General features: G+C 73.2%; 16 protein-coding genes and 5 pseudogenes. 8 read left to right on the top strand and 13 right to left on the bottom strand.

Features of this window, described 5'->3' with window-relative positions:
* Positions 1–83 precede the first annotated feature (83 nt).
* The 6 genes and pseudogenes from OJ254_RS09225 to pdhA form a co-directional block, all read right to left on the bottom strand.
* Positions 84–1,224 (bottom strand): annotated as a pseudogene (locus OJ254_RS09225) (potassium channel family protein).
* Between the two features lie 64 nt (positions 1,225–1,288).
* Positions 1,289–2,714, bottom strand: a pseudogene (locus tag OJ254_RS09220) (molybdopterin molybdotransferase MoeA); the annotation flags it as partial.
* A gap of 111 nt (positions 2,715–2,825) precedes the next feature.
* Positions 2,826–3,673: pseudogene (locus OJ254_RS09215) on the bottom strand (NTP transferase domain-containing protein); the annotation flags it as partial.
* Between the two features lie 93 nt (positions 3,674–3,766).
* Positions 3,767–5,215, bottom strand: a complete 1,449-nt coding sequence (locus OJ254_RS09210) for a dihydrolipoamide acetyltransferase family protein (RefSeq protein WP_265361941.1) — start codon at positions 5,213–5,215, stop codon at positions 3,767–3,769.
* A pseudogene (locus OJ254_RS09205) lies at positions 5,215–6,248 on the bottom strand (alpha-ketoacid dehydrogenase subunit beta). Before OJ254_RS09205 ends, OJ254_RS09210 begins: the two are co-directional and overlap by 1 nt.
* The gene (pdhA, locus tag OJ254_RS09200) at positions 6,245–7,435 is read right to left on the bottom strand and encodes a pyruvate dehydrogenase (acetyl-transferring) E1 component subunit alpha (RefSeq protein ID WP_265361940.1); all 1,191 of its coding nucleotides are present in this window, start codon (positions 7,433–7,435) and stop codon (positions 6,245–6,247) included. The pseudogene OJ254_RS09205 and the gene pdhA overlap by 4 nt, the downstream one beginning before the upstream one ends.
* A gap of 225 nt (positions 7,436–7,660) precedes the next feature.
* Between pdhA and OJ254_RS09195 the strand changes: the two genes are divergently transcribed.
* Complete coding sequence (locus tag OJ254_RS09195; RefSeq protein WP_265361939.1) at positions 7,661–8,185, top strand: Lrp/AsnC family transcriptional regulator; 525 nt, start codon at positions 7,661–7,663, stop codon at positions 8,183–8,185.
* Between the two features lie 74 nt (positions 8,186–8,259).
* On the opposite strand, the gene OJ254_RS09190 is transcribed toward OJ254_RS09195, so the two are convergent.
* Both OJ254_RS09190 and OJ254_RS09185 read right to left on the bottom strand, forming a co-directional pair.
* Positions 8,260–8,850, bottom strand: a complete 591-nt coding sequence (locus tag OJ254_RS09190) for a TetR/AcrR family transcriptional regulator (protein ID WP_265361937.1) — start codon at positions 8,848–8,850, stop codon at positions 8,260–8,262.
* Positions 8,847–10,372 (bottom strand): annotated as a pseudogene (locus OJ254_RS09185) (3-hydroxyacyl-CoA dehydrogenase). The gene OJ254_RS09190 and the pseudogene OJ254_RS09185 overlap by 4 nt, the downstream one beginning before the upstream one ends.
* A gap of 146 nt (positions 10,373–10,518) precedes the next feature.
* On the opposite strand from OJ254_RS09185, the gene paaN reads away from it, so the two are divergent.
* Positions 10,519–12,201 (top strand): phenylacetic acid degradation protein PaaN, encoded by a 1,683-nt coding sequence (gene paaN, locus OJ254_RS09180; RefSeq protein ID WP_265361936.1) that lies wholly within the window; start codon positions 10,519–10,521, stop codon positions 12,199–12,201.
* Between the two features lie 148 nt (positions 12,202–12,349).
* Here paaN and OJ254_RS09175 read toward each other — a convergent pair whose 3' ends face one another.
* From OJ254_RS09175 to OJ254_RS09165, 3 genes are read right to left on the bottom strand one after another with little or no spacing between them, the layout of a single operon-like run.
* Positions 12,350–13,024, bottom strand: coding sequence for a TrmH family RNA methyltransferase (locus tag OJ254_RS09175; RefSeq protein ID WP_265361935.1), 675 nt, complete (start codon positions 13,022–13,024; stop codon positions 12,350–12,352).
* Positions 13,021–14,475, bottom strand: a complete 1,455-nt coding sequence (locus OJ254_RS09170; RefSeq protein WP_265361934.1) for an HTTM domain-containing protein — start codon at positions 14,473–14,475, stop codon at positions 13,021–13,023. Before OJ254_RS09170 ends, OJ254_RS09175 begins: the two co-directional genes overlap by 4 nt.
* Positions 14,472–15,143, bottom strand: coding sequence for a DUF5819 family protein (locus OJ254_RS09165; protein ID WP_265361933.1), 672 nt, complete (start codon positions 15,141–15,143; stop codon positions 14,472–14,474). Before OJ254_RS09165 ends, OJ254_RS09170 begins: the two co-directional genes overlap by 4 nt.
* Before the next feature lie 167 nt (positions 15,144–15,310).
* On the opposite strand from OJ254_RS09165, the gene paaA reads away from it, so the two are divergent.
* From paaA to OJ254_RS09135, 6 genes are all read left to right on the top strand, one after another.
* Positions 15,311–16,261 carry a 1,2-phenylacetyl-CoA epoxidase subunit PaaA gene (gene paaA / locus OJ254_RS09160; protein ID WP_265361932.1) on the top strand — a complete coding sequence of 317 codons (951 nt, stop codon included), beginning with the start codon at positions 15,311–15,313 and terminating at the stop codon, positions 16,259–16,261.
* Positions 16,258–16,608 (top strand): 1,2-phenylacetyl-CoA epoxidase subunit PaaB, encoded by a 351-nt coding sequence (gene paaB, locus OJ254_RS09155; RefSeq protein ID WP_265361931.1) that lies wholly within the window; start codon positions 16,258–16,260, stop codon positions 16,606–16,608. Before paaA ends, paaB begins: the two co-directional genes overlap by 4 nt.
* Positions 16,609–16,616: 8 nt before the next feature.
* The gene (gene paaC / locus OJ254_RS09150; protein ID WP_265361930.1) at positions 16,617–17,324 is read left to right on the top strand and encodes a 1,2-phenylacetyl-CoA epoxidase subunit PaaC; all 708 of its coding nucleotides are present in this window, start codon (positions 16,617–16,619) and stop codon (positions 17,322–17,324) included.
* Entirely contained in the window at positions 17,318–17,878 is a 561-nt protein-coding gene (paaD, locus tag OJ254_RS09145) for a 1,2-phenylacetyl-CoA epoxidase subunit PaaD (RefSeq protein ID WP_265361929.1), read from the top strand. The genes paaC and paaD overlap by 7 nt, the downstream gene beginning before the upstream one ends.
* Positions 17,878–18,921 (top strand): 1,2-phenylacetyl-CoA epoxidase subunit PaaE, encoded by a 1,044-nt coding sequence (paaE, locus tag OJ254_RS09140; protein ID WP_265361928.1) that lies wholly within the window; start codon positions 17,878–17,880, stop codon positions 18,919–18,921. The genes paaD and paaE overlap by 1 nt, the downstream gene beginning before the upstream one ends.
* Positions 18,922–19,160: 239 nt before the next feature.
* Positions 19,161–20,294: an acyl-CoA dehydrogenase family protein gene (locus tag OJ254_RS09135; protein WP_265361927.1), complete on the top strand. Its 1,134-nt coding sequence runs from the start codon at positions 19,161–19,163 to the stop codon at positions 20,292–20,294.
* A gap of 284 nt (positions 20,295–20,578) precedes the next feature.
* Here OJ254_RS09135 and OJ254_RS09130 read toward each other — a convergent pair whose 3' ends face one another.
* The gene (locus OJ254_RS09130) at positions 20,579–20,923 is read right to left on the bottom strand and encodes a rhodanese-like domain-containing protein (RefSeq protein ID WP_265361926.1); all 345 of its coding nucleotides are present in this window, start codon (positions 20,921–20,923) and stop codon (positions 20,579–20,581) included.
* A gap of 10 nt (positions 20,924–20,933) precedes the next feature.
* A complete protein-coding gene (locus OJ254_RS09125) occupies positions 20,934–21,983 on the bottom strand; it encodes a J domain-containing protein (protein ID WP_265361925.1) in 1,050 nt (349 codons plus the stop codon).
* Positions 21,984–22,626 lie beyond the last annotated feature (643 nt).

Below are 22,626 nucleotides of genomic sequence, written 5' to 3'. Positions count from 1 at the left end.
CCGCGGACAGAGCGATGGCACGGGGGCCGCCGGCCACCGACGCGTCGTCACATCACCCTGGCCCGACCTGGGTCAAGGGCCCGTCATTCGTCGTCCAGCCGGCGCATCGGGGAGACGGTGGTGCCCGGGAGGGTGGGCCGCGCCGGCTGCTTGGCGGGCAGGTCCGGCTCCTCCGACACGGCCGCCCGGACGATAGTGATCAGCCGGTCCGTGCTCTGCAGCGGGCTGGCCTCCGGATCGTCGTAGCCGAGCAGCCGGTGGCCGCGCAGCACGGACACGACCAGGTCGTCGGTCTCCCGCACGGACCTGCCCACCTCGGCCTTCACCACCGGGCGTTCGACCAGGTCCAGGCCGCTGCCCTGCTGGATCAGGTCCTCGATGACCATGCCCGCGCTGGGGCTGTGCACGGAGAGCCCAGCAACCGGCCGGCCGCACTGGCCGAGGTGATCACCGCGTCGGCGCCGGACTGCCGCAGCAGCGGGGCGTTCTCCTCCTCCCGCACCGCCGCGACGATGTGCGCCGCTTGTTGAGCTGACGGGCGGTCAACGAGACGAGCACGGCGGTGTCGTCGCGCTGGGTGGCGATGACGACCTGCCGGGCGCGCTGGACCTCGGCGCGCAGCAGCACATCACTGCGGGTCGCATCGCCGACGACCCCGGCGAAGCCTTCGGCCACCGCCGCCTCGATCACCTTGGTGCTGGGGTCGACGAGGACGATGCGGTCGCGGCCGACGCCGGTGGCCCGGAGGGTCTGCACGGCGGACCGCCCCTTGGTGCCGTAGCCGACGATGACGGTGTGGTCGCGCACGGCGTTTCTCCAGCGTTTGAGTTGCCACTGCTCGCGGGTGCGTTCGGTCAGCACTTCCAGGGTCGTACCGACCAGGAATGATCAGGAAGAGCACGCGGAGCGGCGTGATGAGCAGGATGTTCAGCAGCCGCGCGCTGTCGCCGTACGGGACGATGTCGCCGTAGCCCGTCGTGGAGAGCGTGACGGTGGCGTAGTAGAAGCAGTCGAGCAGGTCGACCGTGCCGTCGGCGTTGTCGTGGTACTCCCCGCGGTCCGTCCAGACGATGAAGACCGTCGCCAGCAGCACCAGCAGCGCCATCATCAGCCGGCGGGCGACCTGGCGCAGCGGCGCCTTCGGTGCCCGGCGCGGAGTATCAGGCGGTGGGAGCGGTCCTCGGGCACGTCGTGCGCCGTGCTGTCGTGGGAGGGGAGCTTCACACCGCGCCTCCGGCCGGGCCGAACGGGTCCCCGAAGGCGGCCCGGTCCACCGGCCCGCCCGCCGACCACCCGCTGACCAGGGGAGTTCCAGGAGTTCGAGTTCGGTGCCGCGCTGGGCGCCGCCGGGCGGGACGACCGCCAGCGCATCGGCGGCGGCGATCCCGCGCAGCATGGCCGGGCCGTGGAAGTGCAGCGGCTCGGCCGTCAGGCCGTACCGCTCGTCGTCGCGGTAGGCCACCGGGACGAGCCGGGTGTCGTGCGGATGCCCGTGCACCGGCGCGGTCAGCGGGGTACGGCACGGGGCGGGCGGCCGGCGGTAGGCGAGGGTCCGCAGCAGCGGCTCGGCCAGCGTGCAGAGCCCGGACACCGCGGCGAGGGGGTTGCCGGGCAGGCCGACGAGGTGCCGGCGCGGGGCCAGTCGGGCCAGCAGCATCGGATGCCCGGGGCGCACCGCACACCGTCCACCAGCACCTCGGCGCCGAGGCGGCGCAGGGTCGGATGCACATGGTCGACCGGCCCGCGCGGTGCCACCGGTGGTGATCACCACGTCGGCGGTGGACTCCGCCAGCGCGCGTACAGCGTGTCGGCGTCGTCGGCGAGGTGGCGGGGGGCGGCCGCCACGACACCGAGGGCCTGCAGCCAGGGCCCGAGCATCGGCCCGAGCGCGTCCCGGATCCGGCCGGCCTGCGGCAGCCCGTGGTCCAGCAACTCGTCGCCGAGGACGAACACTTCGGCCCGCGGCCGGGGTAGGCGGTCAACTCGTCGTAGCCGGCCGCGGCGGCCAGGCCGAGGACGGCGGGCGTCACCAGCGCGCCCGCGGGCAGCAGGTGGTCGCCGCGGCGACACTCCTGGCCGCGCGGGCGGATGTCCTGGCCGGGCGGTACGGGCCGCGGCGCGTGCAGCTGCCGGCCGCCGCCGGGCAGGTCGCGTACGTCGCCGTGCTCGCTGCGCAGTACGGCGGTGGCACCGGACGGGATACGCGCGCCGGTCGCGATCGCGATGGCATGACCGTCCTGGAGGGCCTCGGCAGGGGACTGACCGGCGAGGATGCCCGGATCGGCGGCGCCCCCGGGCCGGTCGACGCGCCAGGGGCCGGGGCCGGAGACCGCCCAGCCGTCCATGGCCGAGGTGTCGAACGACGGCAGGTCGGTGAGGGCGGTCAGCGGGACCGCGAGCGTCCGGCCGAGCGCCTCGGCGAGCGGGGTGGCCGTCGGCGCGGGCGGCCCGGGGACCGCGTGCGCGGCGAGTTCGCGGGCGCGCTGCCAGGGCGTGGCGGGCGGCTGGTGGTGCGGAGCCGAGGCCGGGGGCCGGCCGGTGTCCGCGGGGCCGGAAGGTCCGGACGCACCGGTGGCGGTGTCCGGGTCGTGGCTGCCGCGCGCGGTGGGTGCACCGGAGGCCGCCGTGGGCGTCCCGCCCGCGGACGGGACGCCGTGGCCCGGTCCGGGGCGCCGGGTGGGGCCGGTGGCCGCTGCGCGGGTGTGGTTGGCCAGGGCGAGCGCGTCCTCGAACGGGTCGCCGCGCGCAGGTCGTCCCGGGCGGCGCCGAGCGCCCCGCCGGTCTCGCCGTCGGTCATTCCGCGGGCTTCGTTCCGGTGCCCGCGGCGTCCGCGGAGCCGCCGGCGGCTCGGCCTCCGCGGCCCAGCGGTTCGCCAGGGCGGCGGCCCGGTCGGTCAGTTCCTTGACGTCCCGGCCCTGTTGGCCCGCCGCGTATCCGATCAGGAAGGTGGTCAGCGGCGCGGCCGGGCGGGCCACGCCGTGCGCCGCGTCCCGCGCGAGGTCGAGTAGCGCCGCCACGTCGACATCGAGGTCGATGCCCAGTTCGGCCTTGACTGCGGTGATCCATTCGTCCAGCACGTGTCCATGCTCCCTGATCCGGGCGCGTGCCGCGCCGAGGTCTTCCCAGGTGTCGCAGTCGAAGGCGGCGGCGGCGGGGTCCGGGACCCGGACGAGCGTCAGGCCGGCCAGCAGGGCGCGCAGCGGCAGACCGGCCGCTGTGCCGTGCTCGGCACGGATGCGGGCCAGCGCGCGGCGCAGCGGCTCGGCGCGGTAGGCCGCGACCAGCGGCTGGTCCCGGCCCGAGGCGTCCTGGAGCAGCGCGCCGTCCACCGGGGCGGCGGCCGCCGTCAGCAGGGCGCGTACCGTCGCGGCGGTCAGGAACGGCAGGTCCGCGGAGAGGACGAGCACCGTGGGGGCGGTGGTGTGCCGCAGGCCGGCGTCCAGCGCGGCGAGCGGGCCCCCGCCGGGCGGGTCCTCACGGGCGTGCAGCACGGCGCGGGCGGTCGGGGCGCGGGGCCGACGACGACGGCGCGGGCCGCATCGGGGCAGGCGGCGAGCACCCGGTCCAGGAGCGGGCGGCCGCCGACGGACAGGGCGGGCTTGTCCGCCCCGCCGAGCCGCCGGGCCGCGCCGCCGGCCAGGACGATCGCGTCGTGGTCGGTGTGGTCGTTCACCCCTTGAGTATCGCCAGCCGCGGCGCACTCACACAGGTGTCGTGCGCGGGCCCCTCCGGGCCCGACGGGGGCCGGGTCCGGAGGGGGCCGGGCTCACAGGCCCCGCAGCAGCAGTGCGGGCCGCTCGACGCAGTCGGCCACATACCGCAGGAAGCCGCCCGCGGTACCGCCGTCGCACACCCGGTGGTCGAAGGTGAGGGACAGCTGGACGACCTGCCGGACCGCCAACTCGCCTTCGTGCACCCAGGGTTTGGCGGCTATCCGGCCGACGCCGAGCATCGCCGCCTCCGGGTGGTTGATGATCGGTGTGGAGCCGTCGACGCCGAAGACGCCGTAGTTGTTGAGGGTGAAGGTGCCGTGGGTCAGCTCGGCCAGGGACAGCCCGCCGGCCCGGGCGGTCTCCGTGAGCCGCGCCATCTCGGCGGACAGGTCCTCGGCCGTACGGGCCTGGGCGTCGCGGACGACCGGCACGACCAGGCCGCGGTCGGTCTGCGCGGCGAAGCCGAGATGGACCGCGGGCAGCCGGACGATCTCCTGGGTGCGGGTGTCGACGGTGGCGTTGAGCTGCGGGAAGCGCGCGAGCGCGGCCGTGGTGATCCGGGCCAGCAGCGCGAGCAGCGACACCTTGGGGGCGCCGGGGACGTTCATCGCCCGGCGGGCGGCGAGGAGTTCGGTGGCGTCCGCGTCCACCCAGCAGGTCGCCTCGGGGATCTCGCGGCGGCTGCGGCTGAACTTCTCGGCGGCCGCACCGAGCATCCCGCGCAGCGGGATCCGCTCCTCGCCCGGGATGGGGGCGACGCCGGGGGCGGCGGGCGCGCCCGCGGGGGCCGTCCGTTCGACCGGGACGGCCGCGGCGGCCTGCTGCGGTGCGCGCTCGCGGCGGGCGCGGAGCGCGGACTCGATGTCCGTACGGAGGATCAGGCCGTCCGGCCCGGTGCCCGTCACCTCCCGCAGGTCCAGGTCGTTCTCCCGCGCCATGCGGCGTACCAGCGGCGAGATGACGGGCACCGTGCGGCCGTCGGCGTCCGCGGCGCGGGCCGCGCGCTCCGCCGCGGCCTCCTCGGGCGGCGTGGCGGGCTCGGCTCCGGTCGGGGGCTGCGGGCCGCCCGTCTCGGGGCGCGCGCCGTCCGCGGGGCGGATCCGGCGCCGCCGGGCCGCGGCCGCGCTCGTGCCGTACCCGACCAGGACGTTGCCGGAGCCGTTCTCCGTCGCGTCGGCGGCCGGTGCCTCCGGGGCGGTCGCCGTCCCGTTGGCGGCGCCCGTCGTGGGGGTCCGCTCCGCCAGATCGTCAGGCACCGCGCCGACCGCGACCGTCACCAGGGGTGCGCCGACCGGCACTTCGACGCCTTCGTCGCCGTAGCGGGCGGTCACCACGCCGCCGTACGGGCACGGCACCTCGACCATCGCCTTGGCGGTCTCGACCTCGACCACCGGCTGGTCGACGGCGACGACCTCGCCGACCTCGACCAGCCACTGCACGATCGTCGCCTCGGTGAGGCCCTCCCCCAGGTCGGGCAGGGTGAATTCACGGACCACGGCCATCACGCACCACGTCCTTCGGTCCAGTCCGACTCCCACTGCAGGCGCGCGACGGTGTCCAGGATCCGGTCGACGCCCGGGAGGTGGTGCCGCTCCAGCATGGGCGGCGGGTAGGGGGTGTCGAAGCCGGTCACCCGCAGCACCGGCGCCTCCAGGTGGTGGAAGCAGCGCTCGGTGATCCGCGCGGCGATCTCCCCGCCGGGACCGCCGAATCCGCCGGCCTCATGGACGACCACGGCCCGTCCGGTGCGCCGTACGGACGCGCAGACCGTCTCGTCGTCGAACGGCACCAGGGAGCGCAGATCGACCACCTCCAGGTCCCAGCCCTCGGCGCGGCCGGCCTCGGCGGCCTCCATGCAGGCGGGCAGCGAGGGGCCGTAGGTGATCAGGGTGGCGCTGCTGCCGCGCCGGCGTATCTCGGCGCGGCCCAGGGGCGCGACCGGGTGGGGGCGTCCGGCGACCACTCGGCCTTCGACCAGTACAGCCGCTTGGGCTCCAGGAAGACGACCGGGTCGTCGGAGGCGATGGCGGCCCGCAGCAGTCCGTAGGCGTCCTCGACGGTGGCCGGGGTGACGACATGGAGCCCCGGGGTGGCGAGGTAGTACGCCTCGGAGGAGTCGCTGTGGTGCTCGACGCCGCCGATGCCTCCGCCGTAGGGGATGCGGATGGTCAGCGGCATCGGGACCGCGCCGCGGGTGCGGTTGCGCATCCGGGCGACATGGCTGACCAGCTGCTCGAACGCCGGGTAGGCGAACGCGTCGAACTGCATCTCGACCACCGGCCGCAGCCCGTACATCGCCATGCCGACGGCGGTGCCCAGGATGCCGGCCTCGGCGAGCGCGGTGTCCGTGCAGCGGTCCTCGCCGAACTCCTTGGCCAGGCCGTCGGTGATGCGGAAGACGCCGCCCAGGGCGCCGACGTCCTCGCCCATCACATGGACGGCGGGGTCCTCGGCCATGGCGTCGCGCAGCGCGCGGGTCAGCGCCTGCGCCATGGTGGCGGGCTTGCGCGCGGTGGCCGGAACGGTGGTCGTCATGGCCTGGCCTCCTCGGCGGGCGCGGTGCCCGCGGCGTCCTCGGGGTGTCCGGCGGCCTCGGCGTCCAGCTCGGCGCGCAACTGCGCGGCCTGGGCACGCAGTTGGCCGGTCTGCTCGGCGAACACGTGGGTGAACAGGTCCATCGGGTTCAGCACCGGGTCGGCGTGCATCCGCTCCCGGAGGTCGGCAGCCAGCTGCTCGGCGCTCTCCCGGGTGGTGGCGACGAACTCGTCGGTCAGCAGGCCGCGGTCGGCCAGCTCGTGCTCCAGCAGGGCTATCGGGTCGTGTGCCCGCCAGGTCTCGACCTCGGCGTCGGTGCGGTAGCGGGTGGCGTCGTCGGCGTTGGTGTGCGCCTCGATGCGGTACGTGACGGCCTCGACGAGGGTGGGGCCGCCGCCCCGGCGGGCGCGCTGGACGGCCTCACCGAGCACCTCGTGCATCGCGGGCGCGTCGTTGCCGTCGACCAGGCGGCCGGGCATGCCGTAGCCGACGGCCTTGTGGGCGAGCGAGGGCGCGGCGGTCTGCTTGGCGAGCGGCACGGAGATGGCGAAGCCGTTGTTCTGCACCAGGAAGACGACCGGGGCCTGCCAGAGCGCCGCGAAGTTCAGCGCCTCGTGGAAGTCGCCCTCGCTCGTGCCGCCGTCGCCCACCATGGCCAGCGCCACCACCTCGTCGCCCTTGAGGCGGGCGGCGTGCGCCAGGCCCACGGCATGGGGGAGCTGGGTGGCGAGCGGGGTGCACAGGGGGGCGATGCGGTGTTCGTGCGGGTCGTAGCCGCAGTGCCAGTCGCCGCGCAGCAGGGTCAGCGCCTGGACGGGGTCGAGGCCGCGGGCCACGGCGGCCAGGGTGTCGCGGTAGCTGGGGAAGAGCCAGTCCCGCTCCTCCAGCGCCAGCGCGGCGGCGACCTCACAGGCCTCCTGGCCGGTGGAGGACGGATAGACCGCCAGTCGTCCCTGCCGGGTCAGGGCGGTGGCCTGGGCGTTGTACCGGCGGCCGCGCACGAGCTGGGCGTACAGCCGGGTCAGCAGGTCGGAGTCGAGGCGGGCGGCGGCGGCCGTGCCGAGGACGCGGTACGGCTCCTCGTCGGGCAGGAGAGGGGCGGGGTCGACGCGCGGGCGCCACGCGGGCGGCGGGCCGGCCAGGCTGCTCTTGTTCCTGCTGCTGCCGGGCTGCTCTAGGACCGTCATGACGAGCACCTCCTCGGTACGAAGGGGTGGCGCGATGGCGCCGCAGAAGGGTGGTGGGCGGACAGCGGATGGGCAGGATGAAACCGGTCGGGGCGGGTGAGCCCTTCCCTACCGATTGTTCGGTCGTCGATGCATTTTGGCTACAGGCGGGTTCAGCCTGTGGACAAACGGTTCTCCACAGCTTCAGATGAAGACAGGGCGTCCACAAAGGGGAGGCGGGACCATATGCCGGACGAACAGATGGCCAATAACAACGGTCAGCCACCGTCGCCCGAACCGCCCGCCCCGGCCGCCCCGGCCGCACGCCCGCTGGACACCATCGACCGGTCGATCCTGCGCATGCTGCAGACCGACGGCAGGGCCTCGATACGCTCCGTGGCCGAGCGGGTCCATGTCTCGCGCGCCAATGCCTACGCGCGCATCAACCGGCTGCTGGACGACGGGGTGATCCGCGGTTTCAGCGCCCAGGTCGACCAGGAGCGGGCAGGCCAGGGCGCCTCCGCGTACATCACGCTGAAGATCGTGCAGAACTCCTGGCGGACCGTGCGCAAGCAGCTCACCGCGCTGCCGGGCGCCACCCACATCGCGCTGGTCAGCGGCGATTTCGACGTGCTGCTGCTGGTGCACACCAAGGACAACCGTGAACTGCGGGAGCTGGTCCTCACCCGTATCCAGTCGATACCGGAGGTGCTCAGCACCCGCACCCTGCTGGTCTTCGAGGAGACCGATCTCGGGCCCGAGGGGGAGTGAGCCGCCCGGCGCCGCGGGCGGCCGTCAGGGCCCCGTCAGGGCCCCGCAGGACGTCAGGCCCTCACAGAGCCCCGTCAGGGGCGGCGCAGGCCCGCGAACGCCGTGCGCACCACGGCCTCGGCGACCTCGTCGCGGTTCGCCGTACCGCCCCGCCCGGGCCGGTACCACTCGACGATCGAATTGATCATGCCGAAGAGCAGCCTCGTGGCGAGCCGGACGTCCACGTCGTCCCGCAGGTCGCCGTCGGCGGCGGCCTGCTTGAGGAGGGCGGAGACCTCGTGGTCGAACTCCCGGCGGCGCTCCATGGCCCACCGCTCGGTGTCCGTGTTCCCGCGCACCCTCAACAGCAGCGTCACGTACGGGAGTTCGTCCATCAGCACCTCGGTCACCCGGCGGGTGACGTGCTCCAGCCGCTCGATCGCCCGCCCCTGGAGGGCCGCCGGCTCCTCCAGCACGCCGAAGAGGCCGTCCAGGGCCCGGCTTATGGCACGGTGCAGCAGCTCTTCCTTGCTGCGCACGTGGTGGTAGATCGAGGACTTGGAGATGCCGGCCGCCTTGGAGAGGTGCTCCATGGAGGTGCCGTCGTAGCCGCGCTCGATGAACACCTCGACAGCGACGGCGAGCAGCGAATCGGGCGTGTAGGTGTCGCGCTTGGCCATGGTCATGATGAGAGCACCTGTTCCTCGAGGTCCGCACGGCGCCGCAGCGCCCAGGACGGTACGTAGCGTCCCTGGGCATTCTGGTGGTGCATCGAGTCCAGCAGGTCCCACACCCAGTGGGCGCCGAGCCGCTCGGCCCACTCCATGGGGCCGCCGGGGTAGTTCACGCCCAGCCGCATGGCCGTGTCGATGTCCTCGGGGGTGGCCACCTGGCGGGCGGCGGCGTCCACGGCGAAGTCGACGATCATCGCGACCGTCCGGGCGACGATCATGCCCGGGACGTCGCCGATCACGCTGACGTCCTTGCCCAGCGCCTGGAACAGCCCGACGGCCTCCGCGACGTCCGCCTCGGAACAGGTCTCCGAGGCGGCCAGCGCGATCCGGGTGGCGGCCCGGTAGTCGAGCGAGAGGTCGAAGCGGATGTACCTGTCGTAGACGACGCTCGTCGCCGGGTAGCCGTTGGTGAGCGCGAGGCAGGCCCCGCCGGGCAGCCGGATGAAGCCCTCCGACTCGCCGGGCGTGCGGTCGCGGGTGACCTTGATGCCGGCCTCCTCGATCAGCTCTCGGAGCACCGCGGCGGGGCCGGGCAGCCGCGCGTGCAGGGCGACGGCCTCCGGGGCCGGGCAGGGCTCCGCGGTGTGCGGCGCGGGCCGCTGGGCGCCCTCGGAGTAGTCGTACCAGCCGCGCCCCGCCTTGCGGCCGTGCAGCCCGGACTCCACCAGGCGGCGCTGCGCCAGCGAGGGGGTGAACTTGGGGTCCTGGAAGAAGGACTGCCACACGGAGTGGGTGACCGCCTCGTTCACGTCCTGCCCGATGAGGTCGGTCAGCTCGAACGGCCCCATCTTGAAGCCGGCGCCGTCGCGCAGCACCGCGTCGATGGTGGCGGGGTCGGCGACCCGCTCCTCGTAGGCGCGCAGGGCCTCGGCGTAGAAGGGGCGGGCGATGCGGTTGACGATGAAACCGGGGGTATCGGCGCAGCGGACCGGCTTCTTCCCCAGGCGGCGGCGGTGTCGTACGCCGCGCCGGCGGCCGCCTCGTCCGTGGCGAAGCCGCTGACCACCTCGACCAGCGGGAGCAGCGGCGCGGGGTTGAAGAAGTGCAGGCCCACGCAGCGGCCGGGGCGGCGCAGGCCGCCGGCGACCGCGGTCACGGACAGCGAGGACGTATTGGTGGCCAGCAGGCAGTCGTCGCCGACGATGTCCTCCAGCGACCTGAACAGCTCCTGCTTGGGCTTCAGCTCCTCCAGGATCGCCTCGACGACCAGCGCGGCGTCGGCGAGCTCGGTGAGGGCAGTGGCGGGGGAGAGGCGCTCGCGCGCGGCGTCCCGCTCGGCCGCCGTGATCCGGCCTTTCTCCACCAGCCGGTCCAGCCGCCGCACGAGCGCGCCGGCGGCCTGCTCCGCGCGCCCGGGGGCGCTGTCGTAGAGCCGTACGCGGTGGCCGGCGACCAGCGCGACCTGCGCGATTCCCTGTCCCATGGTGCCGGTGCCCACCACTGCCACGGTGTTGCCGGTGCCGATTGCCGTCATGCCCGCTGATCCTCCCCGACCGACTTTTCCACAGGCTCGCCGGGCCCTCTTGCCCCGACCGATCGTTCGGTTACTCTAACTCCGTTGTCCTGTCCGCTCCCAGCCCTATCCGCTCTCCGCCCGGCTCGACGAGGAGTTGGTCATCGATGGCCGCCGAAATGACCGCAGCGCAGTTGATCGAGAAGCACCGTCCGACCCTCGACCAGGCGCTGGAGGCAATCCGTACCCGCGCCTACTGGTCCCCGCACCCCGAGCACCCCAAGGCGTACGGCGAGACCGCCGCGGCCGACGGTGCGGCCGCGTTCGAGGCGCTGCGCGGCAAGCGCTTCGAGCTCACCCAGCCCGGCACGGACGACTGGACGGGCCAGGAGGTCTCGCCCTACGGGCCGGAGCTGGGGATCAGCTATCCGCACCCGGACGTGGACGTCCTGCTGCCCGCGATGCGCGCCACGATCCCGGCCTGGCGGGACGCCGGTCCGGAGCTGCGCGCGGCGGTCTGTCTGGAGATCCTGGCCCGGATCAGCGCGCGCACCCATGAGTTCGCCCAGGCCGTGATGCACACCAGCGGACAGGCGTTCATGATGGCGTTCCAGGCCGGCGGGCCGCACGCCCAGGACCGCGGCCTGGAGGCGGTGGCGTACGCGTACGCCGAGCAGACCCGCACCCCGGGGCAGGCGGCCTGGTCCAAGCCGCAGGGCAAGCGCGACCCGCTGGAGCTGTCCAAGAGCTTCACGGCCGTGCCGCGCGGCGTGGCCCTGATGATCGGGTGCAACACCTTCCCGACCTGGAACGGCTACCCCGGCCTGTTCGCCTCCCTGGCCACCGGCAACCCGGTCCTGGTCAAGCCGCATCCGCGGGCCGTGCTGCCGCTGGCCATGACCGTCAAGGTGGCGCGCGAGGTCCTCGACGACGCCGGCTTCCCCGCCGACCTGGTGTGCCTGGCCGTGGACCGGCCGGACGAGGGCCTGGCCAAGACGCTGGCGGTCCGCCCCGAGGTGCGCATCATCGACTACACCGGCTCGACCGCGTTCGGCGACTGGCTGGAGACGCACGCCCGGCAGGCCGAGGTCCACACCGAGAAGGCCGGCGTGAACACCGTCGTCATCGACTCCACCGATGACTACAAGGGCATGCTCAGCAACCTCGCCTTCTCCCTGTCGCTCTACAGCGGCCAGATGTGCACCACCCCGCAGAACCTGCTGATCCCCCGCGGCGGCATCACCACGGACGCCGGGCCGAAGTCGTACGACGAGGTGGTCAGCGACCTCGCGGGCGCGGTGAGCGGGCTGCTCGGCGACGACGCGCGGGCCAACGGGCTGCTGGGCGCGATCGTCAATCCGCAGGTCAAGGAGCGGATCGAGGCCGCCGGCGGACTCGGCGAGGTGGCTCTGGCCTCCCGTGAGGTGACCAACCCCGACTTCCCCGGGGCGACGGTCCGCACCCCGGTGATCGTCAAGCTGGACGGGGCCAAGCCGGATTCCGAGGCGGCATACCTCTCGGAGTGCTTCGGGCCGGTGTCGTTCGCGGTGGCCGTCGACTCCGCCGCCGACGCCGTGGAGCTGCTGCGGCGGACGGTCCGCGAGAAGGGCGCCATGACGGTCGGCGCGTACACCACGGACGCCGAGGTCGAGCGGCTGGTGGAGGAGGCCTGCCTGGAGGAGTGCGCCCAGCTGTCGCTGAACCTCACCGGTGGGGTCTATGTGAACCAGACCGCGGCGTTCTCGGACTTCCACGGCTCCGGCGGTAACCCGGCGGCGAATGCGGTGCTCTGCGACGGCGCGTTCGTGGCCAACCGCTTCCGGATGGTGGAGGTGCGCCGCCCTGCATGACGTGAGCCGGGGGCCGGGGCGCCGGCCCGCATGACGTGAGCCGGGCCGGGCGCCGGGCCGCGTGACGTGAGCCGGGCCGGGCGCCGGGCCGCGTGACGTGAGCCGGGCCAAGCGCCGTCCCGCATGACGTGGCCGGGGCCGGCGTCGGTCAGCCGGCGTCCGGCCCGTCGATCCGTGCGTGGCGGCCGATCCAGGCGTGCATCGCGATGGCGGCCGCCGCGCCCGCGTTGATCGAGCGGGTCGAGCCGAACTGCGCGATCGAGCAGACCAGCGAGGCGTGGCGGCGCGCCTCCTCGGTCAGCCCCGGGCCCTCCTGGCCGAAGAGGAGCACACACCGCCGCGGCAGCTGTGTCGTCTCCAGCGGCACGGACCCCGGGAGATTGTCGATCCCGATGATCGGCAGCCCCTCGGCGGTGGCCCAGGCGGTGAGGTCCGCGGTGTCCGGGTGGTGGCGGACGTGCTGGTAGCGGTCGGTGACCATCGCCCCGCGCCGGTTCCAGCGCCGCTGGCCGACGATGTGGATCTCCTTGGCCAGGAACGCGTTCGCGGTGCGCACGACGGAGCCGATGTTGAAGTCGTGGCCCCAGTTCTCGACCGCCACATGGAAGTCGTGGCGACGGGTGTCGAGGTCCGCGACGATCGCCTCGCGCGTCCAGTAGCGGTAGTGGTCGACGACGTTGCGGCGGTCGCCGTGCGCGAGCAGCTCCGGGTCGTAACGGTCGTCCTGCGGCCAGGGCTCCGGATGCGGCCCGACGCCGATCTGGGCCCCGTAGCCCTCGTCGTACTGGAGGGGCTCGGCGGGGGCGGTTTTCTCGCTGCTCACCCCACGAGCGTATGGCCACCGCCGCCGTGGTCCGTACGAGCCGGGGGTTCACCGCCTCCGGGGCCGCCGTCCGGGACGGCCGGGACGGCGCGCGGGAAGAGCCGTTCGCGCAGGCCGGAGGCGCGGGCGGAGACCCAGGTCAGGAAGTTCGTCGGCAGGAAGACCGCGTCCGCGGCGATCATGGCGAGCGAGAAGAACGGCAGTCCCAGCAGGAACGCGATCGAGAGGTGCTCGCAGATCATGATGACCAGGAGCACGTTCTTGAGCCGGCGGTTGAAGAGCGTGAAGGGGAAGGCCACCTGGACGATCACCGTGCCGTAGGTGATCAGCATGACCATCAGGCCGTTGCTGCCGAGCAGCTGGGAGAGCGCGGGCCAGGGGGAGAAGTAGTCCAGGTGCATCGGGTAGTAGACCGCGGTGCCGTCCTGCCAGCGGGAGCCCTGGATCTTGTACCAGCCGGCGGTGGAGTAGACGAGGCAGACCTCGACCATGATCACCAGCAGTGCGCCGTTGTGGGCGAGCTTGGTGAGGGTGTCCAGTACGGTGCGCGGCTCCCCCGGCGCGTAGCGCTGGACCGCCCACCAGAGGGCGTGCGCGGCCCACAGACCCCACAGGACCAGGCTCCAGCCGATGTGCGGGAACGGGCCGTTGTCGAACCACAGGAGGGCGTAGCCGCCGGTGAGCTGCGCGACGGCGAGGGCGAGGCCGAGCACGGCCCACAGGACGATGCCGGTCAGATCGCGTCCGCGGCCCGCTCCCGGCGTCTGTGCGGCGCTCGGCGCCCCCTCGGGCGCCTCCCCGCCGGCTTCCTCGGCCGCGGCCGCCTCCGCCGCGGCCCGGGCGCGCTTGGCGCGGCGTGCGTCCAGCGACCAGACCTGGCCGCACCGGGTGAGCACGAGATACATCGACATCAGGTGGATGACGTTGTCGCCGCCGTCCCCTATGAAGACGCTGCGGTTCTGCAGCGAGATCACGCCGAGCATGAAGAGCACCGACATGGTGCGGGTGCGCCAGCCGAGCAGCAGCGCCGCGCTGGAGGCGACGGCCATCAGGTAGACGCACTCGAACCAGCCGCGGCCGTCGGACCACAGCAGCATGGAGAAGGCGTGGTTGGCGTCCAGGAGGCGGCGCGCCATGTCCAGGCTCCAGGGGCTGTCGGGCCCGTAGAGCGTGAGGCGGTGCGGCCACTCGCGCAGCAGGAACAGCAGCCAGGTCGCCGAGAAGCCGATCCGGATCACGGCGGTCTGGTACGGGGCCAGCGCGCGGCCGGTGGTGCGGCCGAAGAGGCGGCCGATGGCGCGCTCGATCCGGGTCTCCTCGTAGGGGGCCGGGGTAGCGGCGGGGGCCTGGGGGTCGTGGGGTGCGTGCGCTTGCTGCGACACGTCGGTGGGCTCCGTGGTGTGCGAGGGCTGCGAGGTGCTCCGGGGCTGCTGGGGCGTCGGCGACGTCACTGGCTGTTCGCCCCCTCGGGGAGGTCGGCCGAGGTGATCTGCCACCAGGGCTGCACGCGGTACACGGGCTTGTCGCTGATCTTCTCGGTGCTCCACGGCGGCGGGCTGACCGCGGCCGTACGGGAGCGGACCTGGATGCGCTCGACCCGGCCGCCGGCCGCGGTCCACTCGCCCTGCATCCGGAACATCACGATCCGCCGGATGTAGCGCTCGGCCAGCTCGCCGCGGGCGCCGATCGGACGGCCCTGGGCGTTGTGGCTGTTGACGAAGAGCTCCCAGCCCCGGCGCAGCTGGTTCTGCTCGGTGTGGCTGGGCAGCGGGTTGTGGAGTATGGCCCGGCCGTCACGGGCGGTCAGGTCGGTCCACCCGGTGGTGCGGCTGCTGCCGTCCTCGGCGCGGACCTGCGCGCGGACCTGGACCGCGACGTTCTGCTGGAGGGGGTTGGGCGCGAACAGCTTCCAGTTCTGTTCGTACTCGGGATAGACGTAGTCGCTGATCAGGGAGCCCTGCTGCTTGCTGAGCGTGTTCTGCGGCGCGACGTGCAGGAACATCATGGCGAGATGAATCGCGACGATGACGGCGACGGCGCAGGCCGCCACGCCTATGACGATCCGCGAGGGTAGCGACAGCGCGGCCAAAGGCCGCGATTCGTCCCCGTATGACTGCATTCCCGCCCCGTTCCCGTAAACCCATGCGGTCAACTCCGCCCCGGAACCGTACCTACGCGGCCCCACCCGGCACACCCTCCCCCGGGTTATCCACAGGCTTGACACCCGCTGCCCGCCCACTCACCATTGAACCGAACGATCGGTCGGTCGGGAGCGAGGGGGCACACATGACGACGATCGCGCCGGAGGAGGCGGCTCAGGAGGCCGCATTCGACGCCACCGTGGCCGCGGACGAGCGGATCGAACCACGGGACTGGATGCCGGAGGCGTACCGCTCCACACTCGTGCGGCAGATAGCGCAGCACGCCCACTCCGAGATCATCGGCATGCAGCCGGAGGCCAACTGGATCACCCGCGCGCCCTCCCTGCGCCGCAAGGCGATCCTGATGGCCAAGGTGCAGGACGAGGCCGGCCACGGCCTGTATCTCTACAGCGCCGCCGAAACCCTCGGCACGAGCCGCGACGAGCTCCTCGACAAGCTCCACACCGGCCGCCAGAAGTACTCCTCGATCTTCAACTACCCCACCCTGACCTGGGCGGACGTCGGAGCCATCGGCTGGCTCGTGGACGGCGCGGCGATCACCAACCAGGTCCCGCTGTGCCGGTGCTCCTACGGCCCCTACGCCCGCGCGATGGTCCGCGTCTGCAAGGAGGAGTCCTTCCACCAGCGCCAGGGCTACGAGCTCCTGCTGACCCTCAGCCGCGGCACCGAAGCCCAGCACGCGATGGCGCAGGACGCGGTCGACCGCTGGTGGTGGCCCTCCCTGATGATGTTCGGCCCACCGGACGACGAGTCGTCGCACTCCGCCCAGTCCATGGCCTGGAAGATCAAGCGGCACTCCAACGACGAGCTCCGCCAGCGCTTCGTCGACATCTGCGTCCCCCAGGCCGAGGCCCTCGGCCTCACCCTCCCCGACCCCGACCTGGTGTGGAACGAGGACCGCGGTCACTACGACTTCGGCTCCATCGACTGGACCGAGTTCCGCGAGGTCCTCAAGGGCAACGGGCCCTGCAACGAGCAGCGGATCAACCGCCGCCGGCGGGCCCACGAAGAAGGCGCCTGGGTGCGCGAGGCAGCCGCCGCACACGCGGCCAAGCACGGGAAGGCCGGACGATGACGACGACACCCCGCCCCGCGGAGACCCCCGCCTCCGGCGCCCCCGCCGAAGCGGGGGACACCCGCCCCACCGACTGGCCTCTGTGGGAGGTCTTCGTCCGCAGCCGCCGCGGCCTGTCGCACACCCACGCCGGGAGCCTCCACGCCCCGGACGCCGAGATGGCGCTGCGCAACGCCCGCGACCTCTACACCCGGCGCTCCGAAGGCGTCTCCCTCTGGGTGGTGCCCTCCGCCCAGATCACCGCCTCCTCCCCGGACGAGAAGGACGCCTTCTTCGAGCCGGCCGGCGACAAGCCCTACCGCCACCCGACCTTCTACGAGATCCCGGAGGGGGTGCACCACCTGTGAGGGACACCGTGACCACCCCCGCCCTGCCCCTCGGGGACGATGCGCTGATCCTCTCCCACCGCCTGGGCGAGTGGGCCGGCCAGGCCCCGGTCCTGGAGGAGGAGGTGGCGCTGACCAACATCGCGCTGGACCTGCTCGGCCAGGCCCGGGTGCTGCTCTCCCTGGCCGGCGACGAGGACGAGCTGGCGTATCTGCGCGAGGAGCGGGAGTTCCGCAACCTCCAGCTCGTCGAGCAGCCCAACGGCGACTTCGCCCACACCATCGCCCGCCAGCTCTACTTCTCCACCTACCAGGAGCTGCTCTTCGAGCAACTGGCTTCCGGGGACACCGAGTTGGCCCCCCTGGCCGGCAAGGCCGTCAAGGAGGTCGCCTACCACCGCGACCACGCCACCCAGTGGACCCTCCGGCTGGGCGACGGCACCGACGAGAGCCGCACCCGCATGCAGCGCGCCCTGGACGCCCTCTGGCGCTTCACGGGCGAGATGTTCGAGCCGGTGCCCGGACTGGAATCGCTGCCCTGGGCCACGTTCCACGACGTGTGGACCACCCGCATCACCGCCACCGTCGAGCAGGCCACCCTCCGCCTCCCCGAAGGACCGCAGCGCGGCGCCTGGACCGCCGGCGCGGGCCGCCAGGGCCTGCACACCGAACCGTTCGGACGGCTGCTCGCCGAGATGCAGCACCTCCACCGCAGCCACCCGGGGGCGACATGGTGACCACCGGCGACACCACTGCCACGAGGGCCGACTCACCCACCTCGGCCGGCAGGTCCACCACGGCCGGCACGGCCCTCGAAGCGGAACTGCTGGCACTGGCCGGCTCCGTTCCCGACCCCGAGCTGCCCGTCCTCACCCTCGCCGAACTCGGCGTCCTGCGCGATCTGCGGCTGACCGCCCCCGACCGCGTCGAGGTCGAGCTCACCCCCACCTACACCGGCTGCCCCGCCATCGAGGCCATGTCCGCCGACATCGAGCGGATACTCCACGACCACGGCATACCCGACGTCGAGGTCCGTACGGTCCTCAGCCCGCCCTGGACCACGGACGCCATCACCGCCGAGGGCCGCCGCAAGCTGGCCGACTTCGGCATCGCCCCACCGCGCCCGGCCGGCCCGGCCGGCGGACCGATCTCCGTCGACCTCACGATCCGCTGCCCGCACTGCGGATCGACCGACACCACCCTGCTGAGCCGGTTCTCCTCCACGGCCTGCAAGGCGCTGCGCCGCTGCGAGTCCTGCCGCGAACCCTTCGACCACTTCAAGGAGTTGTGATGTTCCACCCGCTCCGGGTCCAGGAGGTCGAGCGGCTCACGGACGACGCGGTGGCCGTCACCTTCACCGTCCCGCCCGAACTCCGCAGCGCCTTCCGGCACACCCCCGGGCAGCACATCGCGCTGCGCAGAACGGTCGACGGCCAGGAGACCCGCCGGACGTACTCCATCTGCACCCCGGCCACCGACGAGCCCGTCCTGCGCGTCGGCATCCGGCACGTCGAGGACGGCGCCTTCTCGACCTACGCACTCAAGGAGCTGGCCGTCGGCGACACGGTGGAGGTGATGGCCCCGGCCGGCCGGTTCGTCCTCGCCCCGCGCCCCGGGCACTTCGTCGGGATCGTCGGCGGCAGCGGCATCACCCCCGTGCTGTCCATCGCCAGCACCCTCCTCGCGCAGCAGCCCGACGCCCGCTTCTGCCTGATCCGCAGCGACCGCACCGCGGCCTCGACGATGTTCCTGGAGGAGGTCGCCGACCTGAAGGACCGCTATCCCGACCGCTTCCAGCTGATCCACACCCTCTCCCGCGAGGAACAGCAGGCCGGCCTGCCCTCCGGCCGCCTGGACGAGGACCGGCTCCGCACCCTGCTGCCGGCCCTCCTGAAGACCGACGCCATCGACGGCTGGTACCTCTGCGGCCCGTACGGCCTGGTCCAGGGCGCCGAACGCGCCCTGCGCGCCCTCGGCGTACCCCGCAACCGCATCCACGAAGAGATCTTCCACGTCGACAACGGCGCCCCGACCGCGCCCGCGGCCAAGGCCCCCGCGCACAGCACGGTGACCGCCACCCTCGACGGCCGCTCCGGCACCTGGCCCGTCCACGACGGCGAATCACTCCTGGAAGCCGTCCTCCGCAACCGCGCCGACGCCCCCTACGCCTGCAAGGGCGGCGTCTGCGGCACCTGCCGGGCCTTCCTGGTCTCCGGCGAGATACGCATGGACCGCAACTTCGCCCTCGAATCCGACGAGGTCGACGCCGGCTACGTCCTCGCCTGCCAGTCCCACCCGGCCACGGAGAAGGTGGAGCTGGACTTCGACCGGTAGGGGACGACTACGGACCTCCCACGGCATGGGCGGCCCACGCCCATGGGCCGCCCTATGGGCCGTCCCCGGCCTTTGAACGGCTACGTCGGGCGAATCAGCGGTTCAGGGGGCCGGCTCGGCGGCCGTCCCTTCACCACCGCACCACCACCGCCATTCCCAATTCCTGGAACATGTTCTACCTTGGCGCCTGACTTGACGGCTCGTCAGGTCGTGGTGCCGTGCGGAAGGAAGGACAGGCAGTGGACTTCACCTTCACCGAGGAGCAACAGGCCGCCGTCGAGGCAGCGCGGGCCGTCTTCTCGGGGACCGCTCCGGACGACGTACCCAGCCCGGCACTGACCACCGGAGCGGTCGCCGACGACTTCGACCGCGCGCTGTGGCGCAAGCTCGCCGACGCGGATCTGCTGAGCCTGCTCATCGCGCCGCAGTACGGCGGCGCGGGCCTCGACCCGATAGCGCTCTGTCTCGTTCTCCGCGAATCGGCGAAGGTGCTGGCCCGCGTGCCCCTGCTGGAGTCCGGCGCCGCGGCGCTCACCCTCCAGCGGTACGCCGATGCCGCGCTCCGTACGGACGTACTGCCGCGGGTCGCCACCGGCGACCTCGTCGTCACCGTCGCCGCCGCCGGCCGTACGGGCCATGAACCGGCCGAACTCGCCGTCCGCGCCACCCAGGAGGGCAGCCACTGGATCCTCGACGGTGCCCAGACCGCCGTCCCCTGGGCCGCCACCGCCGACCGGATCCTGCTGCCCGCACACACCGCCGAGGGCAATGCCGTCCTCGCCCTCGTCACCCGCACCCAGCCCGGCGTCACACTCGCCGACCAGATCTCCACCAGCGGCGAGCGCCAGGCCGAGGTCCGGCTCGACTCCGTCCGTATCAGCGCCACCGAAACGCTCACGGACCCGGCCGCCTGGGAATCCCTCCGCCATCTCCTGACCATCGGCACCTGCGCCCTGGCCCTGGGGCTCGGCGAACGGGTACTGGCCATGACCAGCGAGTACACCGGCAAGCGCGAACAATTCGGGTTCCCGCTGGCCACCTTCCAGGCCGTGGCGGTCCAGGCCGCCGACCGCTTCATCGACCTGCGCGCCATGGAGGCCACCCTCTGGCAGGCCGCCTGGCGCCTCACCGCCGACGCAGCCGGCCCGCTCCCACCGGCCGGTGACATCGCGGTCGCCAAGATCTGGGCCTCCGAGGGCGTACGCCGCATCGTCCAGACCGCCCAGCACCTGCACGGCGGATTCGGCGCCGACACCGACTACCCGCTGCACCGCTACCACGCCTGGGCCAAGCAGCTCGAACTCTCCCTCGGCCCCGCCGCCGCCCACGAAGAGGCCCTCGGCGACCTGCTCGCGGTGCATCCACTGGGGTGAGCCGTGGCGCGGAGGCCGCACGGGCTCGCCGGGCCGGCGCATGCGGCCCGGCCCCGGGGGCCTGAGGCGTGGCGACGCACGCCCGTCCCGTGCAGCGGCCGGCTGAACGCGGGTGGGTACAGGTGCGTACAGGTGGGCAGCGGAGGTCGGCCAGCCGTGCCACGCAGGCGCTGGCCGACCAGCCCTGGCCGGCCAGGCACCGATCGACCAGGAACCGGCCGACTAGGAACCGGCCGGCTGGATAACGACCTGGTAGGCGCCCGGCTGGCTGGCTGGCTGGCTGGCTAGATAACGGTCCCCGCTCCGCCGTTACCGTCCGAAACGGGACGTCCGGCGGCCTCCCATGCCTGCATGCCGCCCGCGACGTTCACCGCGTCGACGCCCTGCTGGATCAGGTACTGCGCCACCTGGGCCGAACGGCCACCGACGCGGCACAGGACGTAGACCTTGTCGCCCTCGGGAGCCTTCTCGGTCAACTCCCCGTAGCGGGCGACGAACTCGCTCATCGGGATGTGCAGCGCACCTTCGGCGTGCCCCGCCTGCCACTCGTCGTTCTCCCGCACGTCCAGAAGGAAGGCCTCGGCCGAGAGCGCATCGACATCGACGGTGGGTACAGAACCAAATTGCATGGTCCCGACGCTACCCGACCAGCTGCGCGAGGTACGCCTCACGTTCTGCGACGTCGGCGAGCAGCTTCTCAGCGATCTCGTCCAGCAGCCGGTCCGGGTCCTCCGGCGCCATCTTGATCATCGCGCCGATCGCGCTCTCCTCCAGCTCGGCGGCAACGGCCGCCAGCAGCTCCTTGCGCGTGGCCAGCCACTCCAGGCGGGCGTAGAGCTCCTCACTCTCGCTGAGCCGCTCCTCGGCCGGCGCCGGACCGGCCGCCCACTCCCGCGCGAGCGCCTGCAGCGCCACCTCGTCACCCCGGCCGTACGCCGCATTGACCCGCGCGATGAACTCATCCCGCCGCGCCCGCTCCGCATCGTCCCGTGCCAGGTCGGGGTGGGCCTTGCGGACGAGTTCGCGGTAGGCCTTACGGACCTCCTCGCTGGGCCGCACCTTCTGCGGCGGCTGCACCGACTGCTCGGTGAGCATCGCCTGCGCCTCCGGGAACAGCCCGTCCGACCCCAGCCAGCCGTGGAAGAGCTCTTCCACCTCCGGCATCGGCAGCACCGACGCCCGCGCCTCGCGCGCCTTACGGATGTCCTCGGGGTCGCCGGTACGCGCTGCCACGGCCTCGGCGATCTGCGCGTCCAGCTCGTCCAGCCGCGCGTACATGGGACCGAGCCGCTGATGGTGCAGCCGGGAGAAGTTCTCCACCTCCACCCGGAACGTCTCCACCGCGATCTCGAACTCGATCAACGCCTGCTCCGCCGCCAACACGGCCTTGGCCAACCGCCGCGTCCCCTCATCGGCCGCGTCTTGGCTGGGGGAGGAAGACTGCGACTGCTGACCGTGGGAGTCCTGGTCACCGGATGGGGCCTGGCCGGATGCGCCCGACGGGGCGGTGTCGCCGGACGAGCCGGAGCCGTCAGACGGTGACGGCTGTGCGTCCGTGCCTGCGGTCGGGGCGCCCTGACCGCCGTCGCGGGCATCCGACGCCTGCGGATCCCCCAGGGCAGCCGCCGTGTCCGGCCCGTCCGCTCGGTGCTGGTCGTCCTGTGTGTTGTCCGCGTGCGAGTTCGTCACCCGGTCAGCGTACGGCCCGAGCCGGCCCCCGCCCTCCGTCGCCACCGGCCGACCGGCCGGGCGCCGCTCCCGTCGTTCCATGCCTTGGCCGTGTGGGCTCACTCCATGCCTTGGCCTTGTGGGCCCTGAGAGACCGGAGCTTCGCCTTTCCCTGCTGCCTTCCCCCCGGGGCCCCTCCCCTCCCCCCACCCCACCCCGCCCCTCACCCACCACCCACCGACCACCGCTCACCACCTACCGCCTCACCCACCCCCACCGGTCGCCGCTAACCGACCGCGGACCGTCGACCACCGACCACCGCAAACCGGGACCGCCGACCGCGAACCGTCGAACCACCGACCGCCGCACCACCGGCCACCGGCTGCCGCCTGCCGCCTGCCGCCTGCCGCCTGCCGCCTGCCGCCTGCCGCCTGCCGCTAACCGCATACGCCCGCCGCTAATCGACCGCCGACCGCGACCACCCACCGCCGCCCGCCGCCCGCCGCTAGCCGCTTACGCCCGCCGCCCGCCGCCCGCCGCCCGCCGCCCGACGAAGCAGCTCGACACCCCCAATCGGCAGCCCTCACCCTCAGCCACCGCCCCGAACCGTCAGGTCACACCTGCACCTGCACCTCGTCACCAACCGCAAGATCACAAGTCCCGT

The organism is Streptomyces endophytica, from assembly GCF_026153355.1.
Lineage (GTDB): Bacteria > Actinomycetota > Actinomycetes > Streptomycetales > Streptomycetaceae > Streptomyces > Streptomyces endophytica.
Note: the sequence above shows the minus strand (reverse complement) of the source record. Positions and strands in the feature narration are given on the sequence as shown.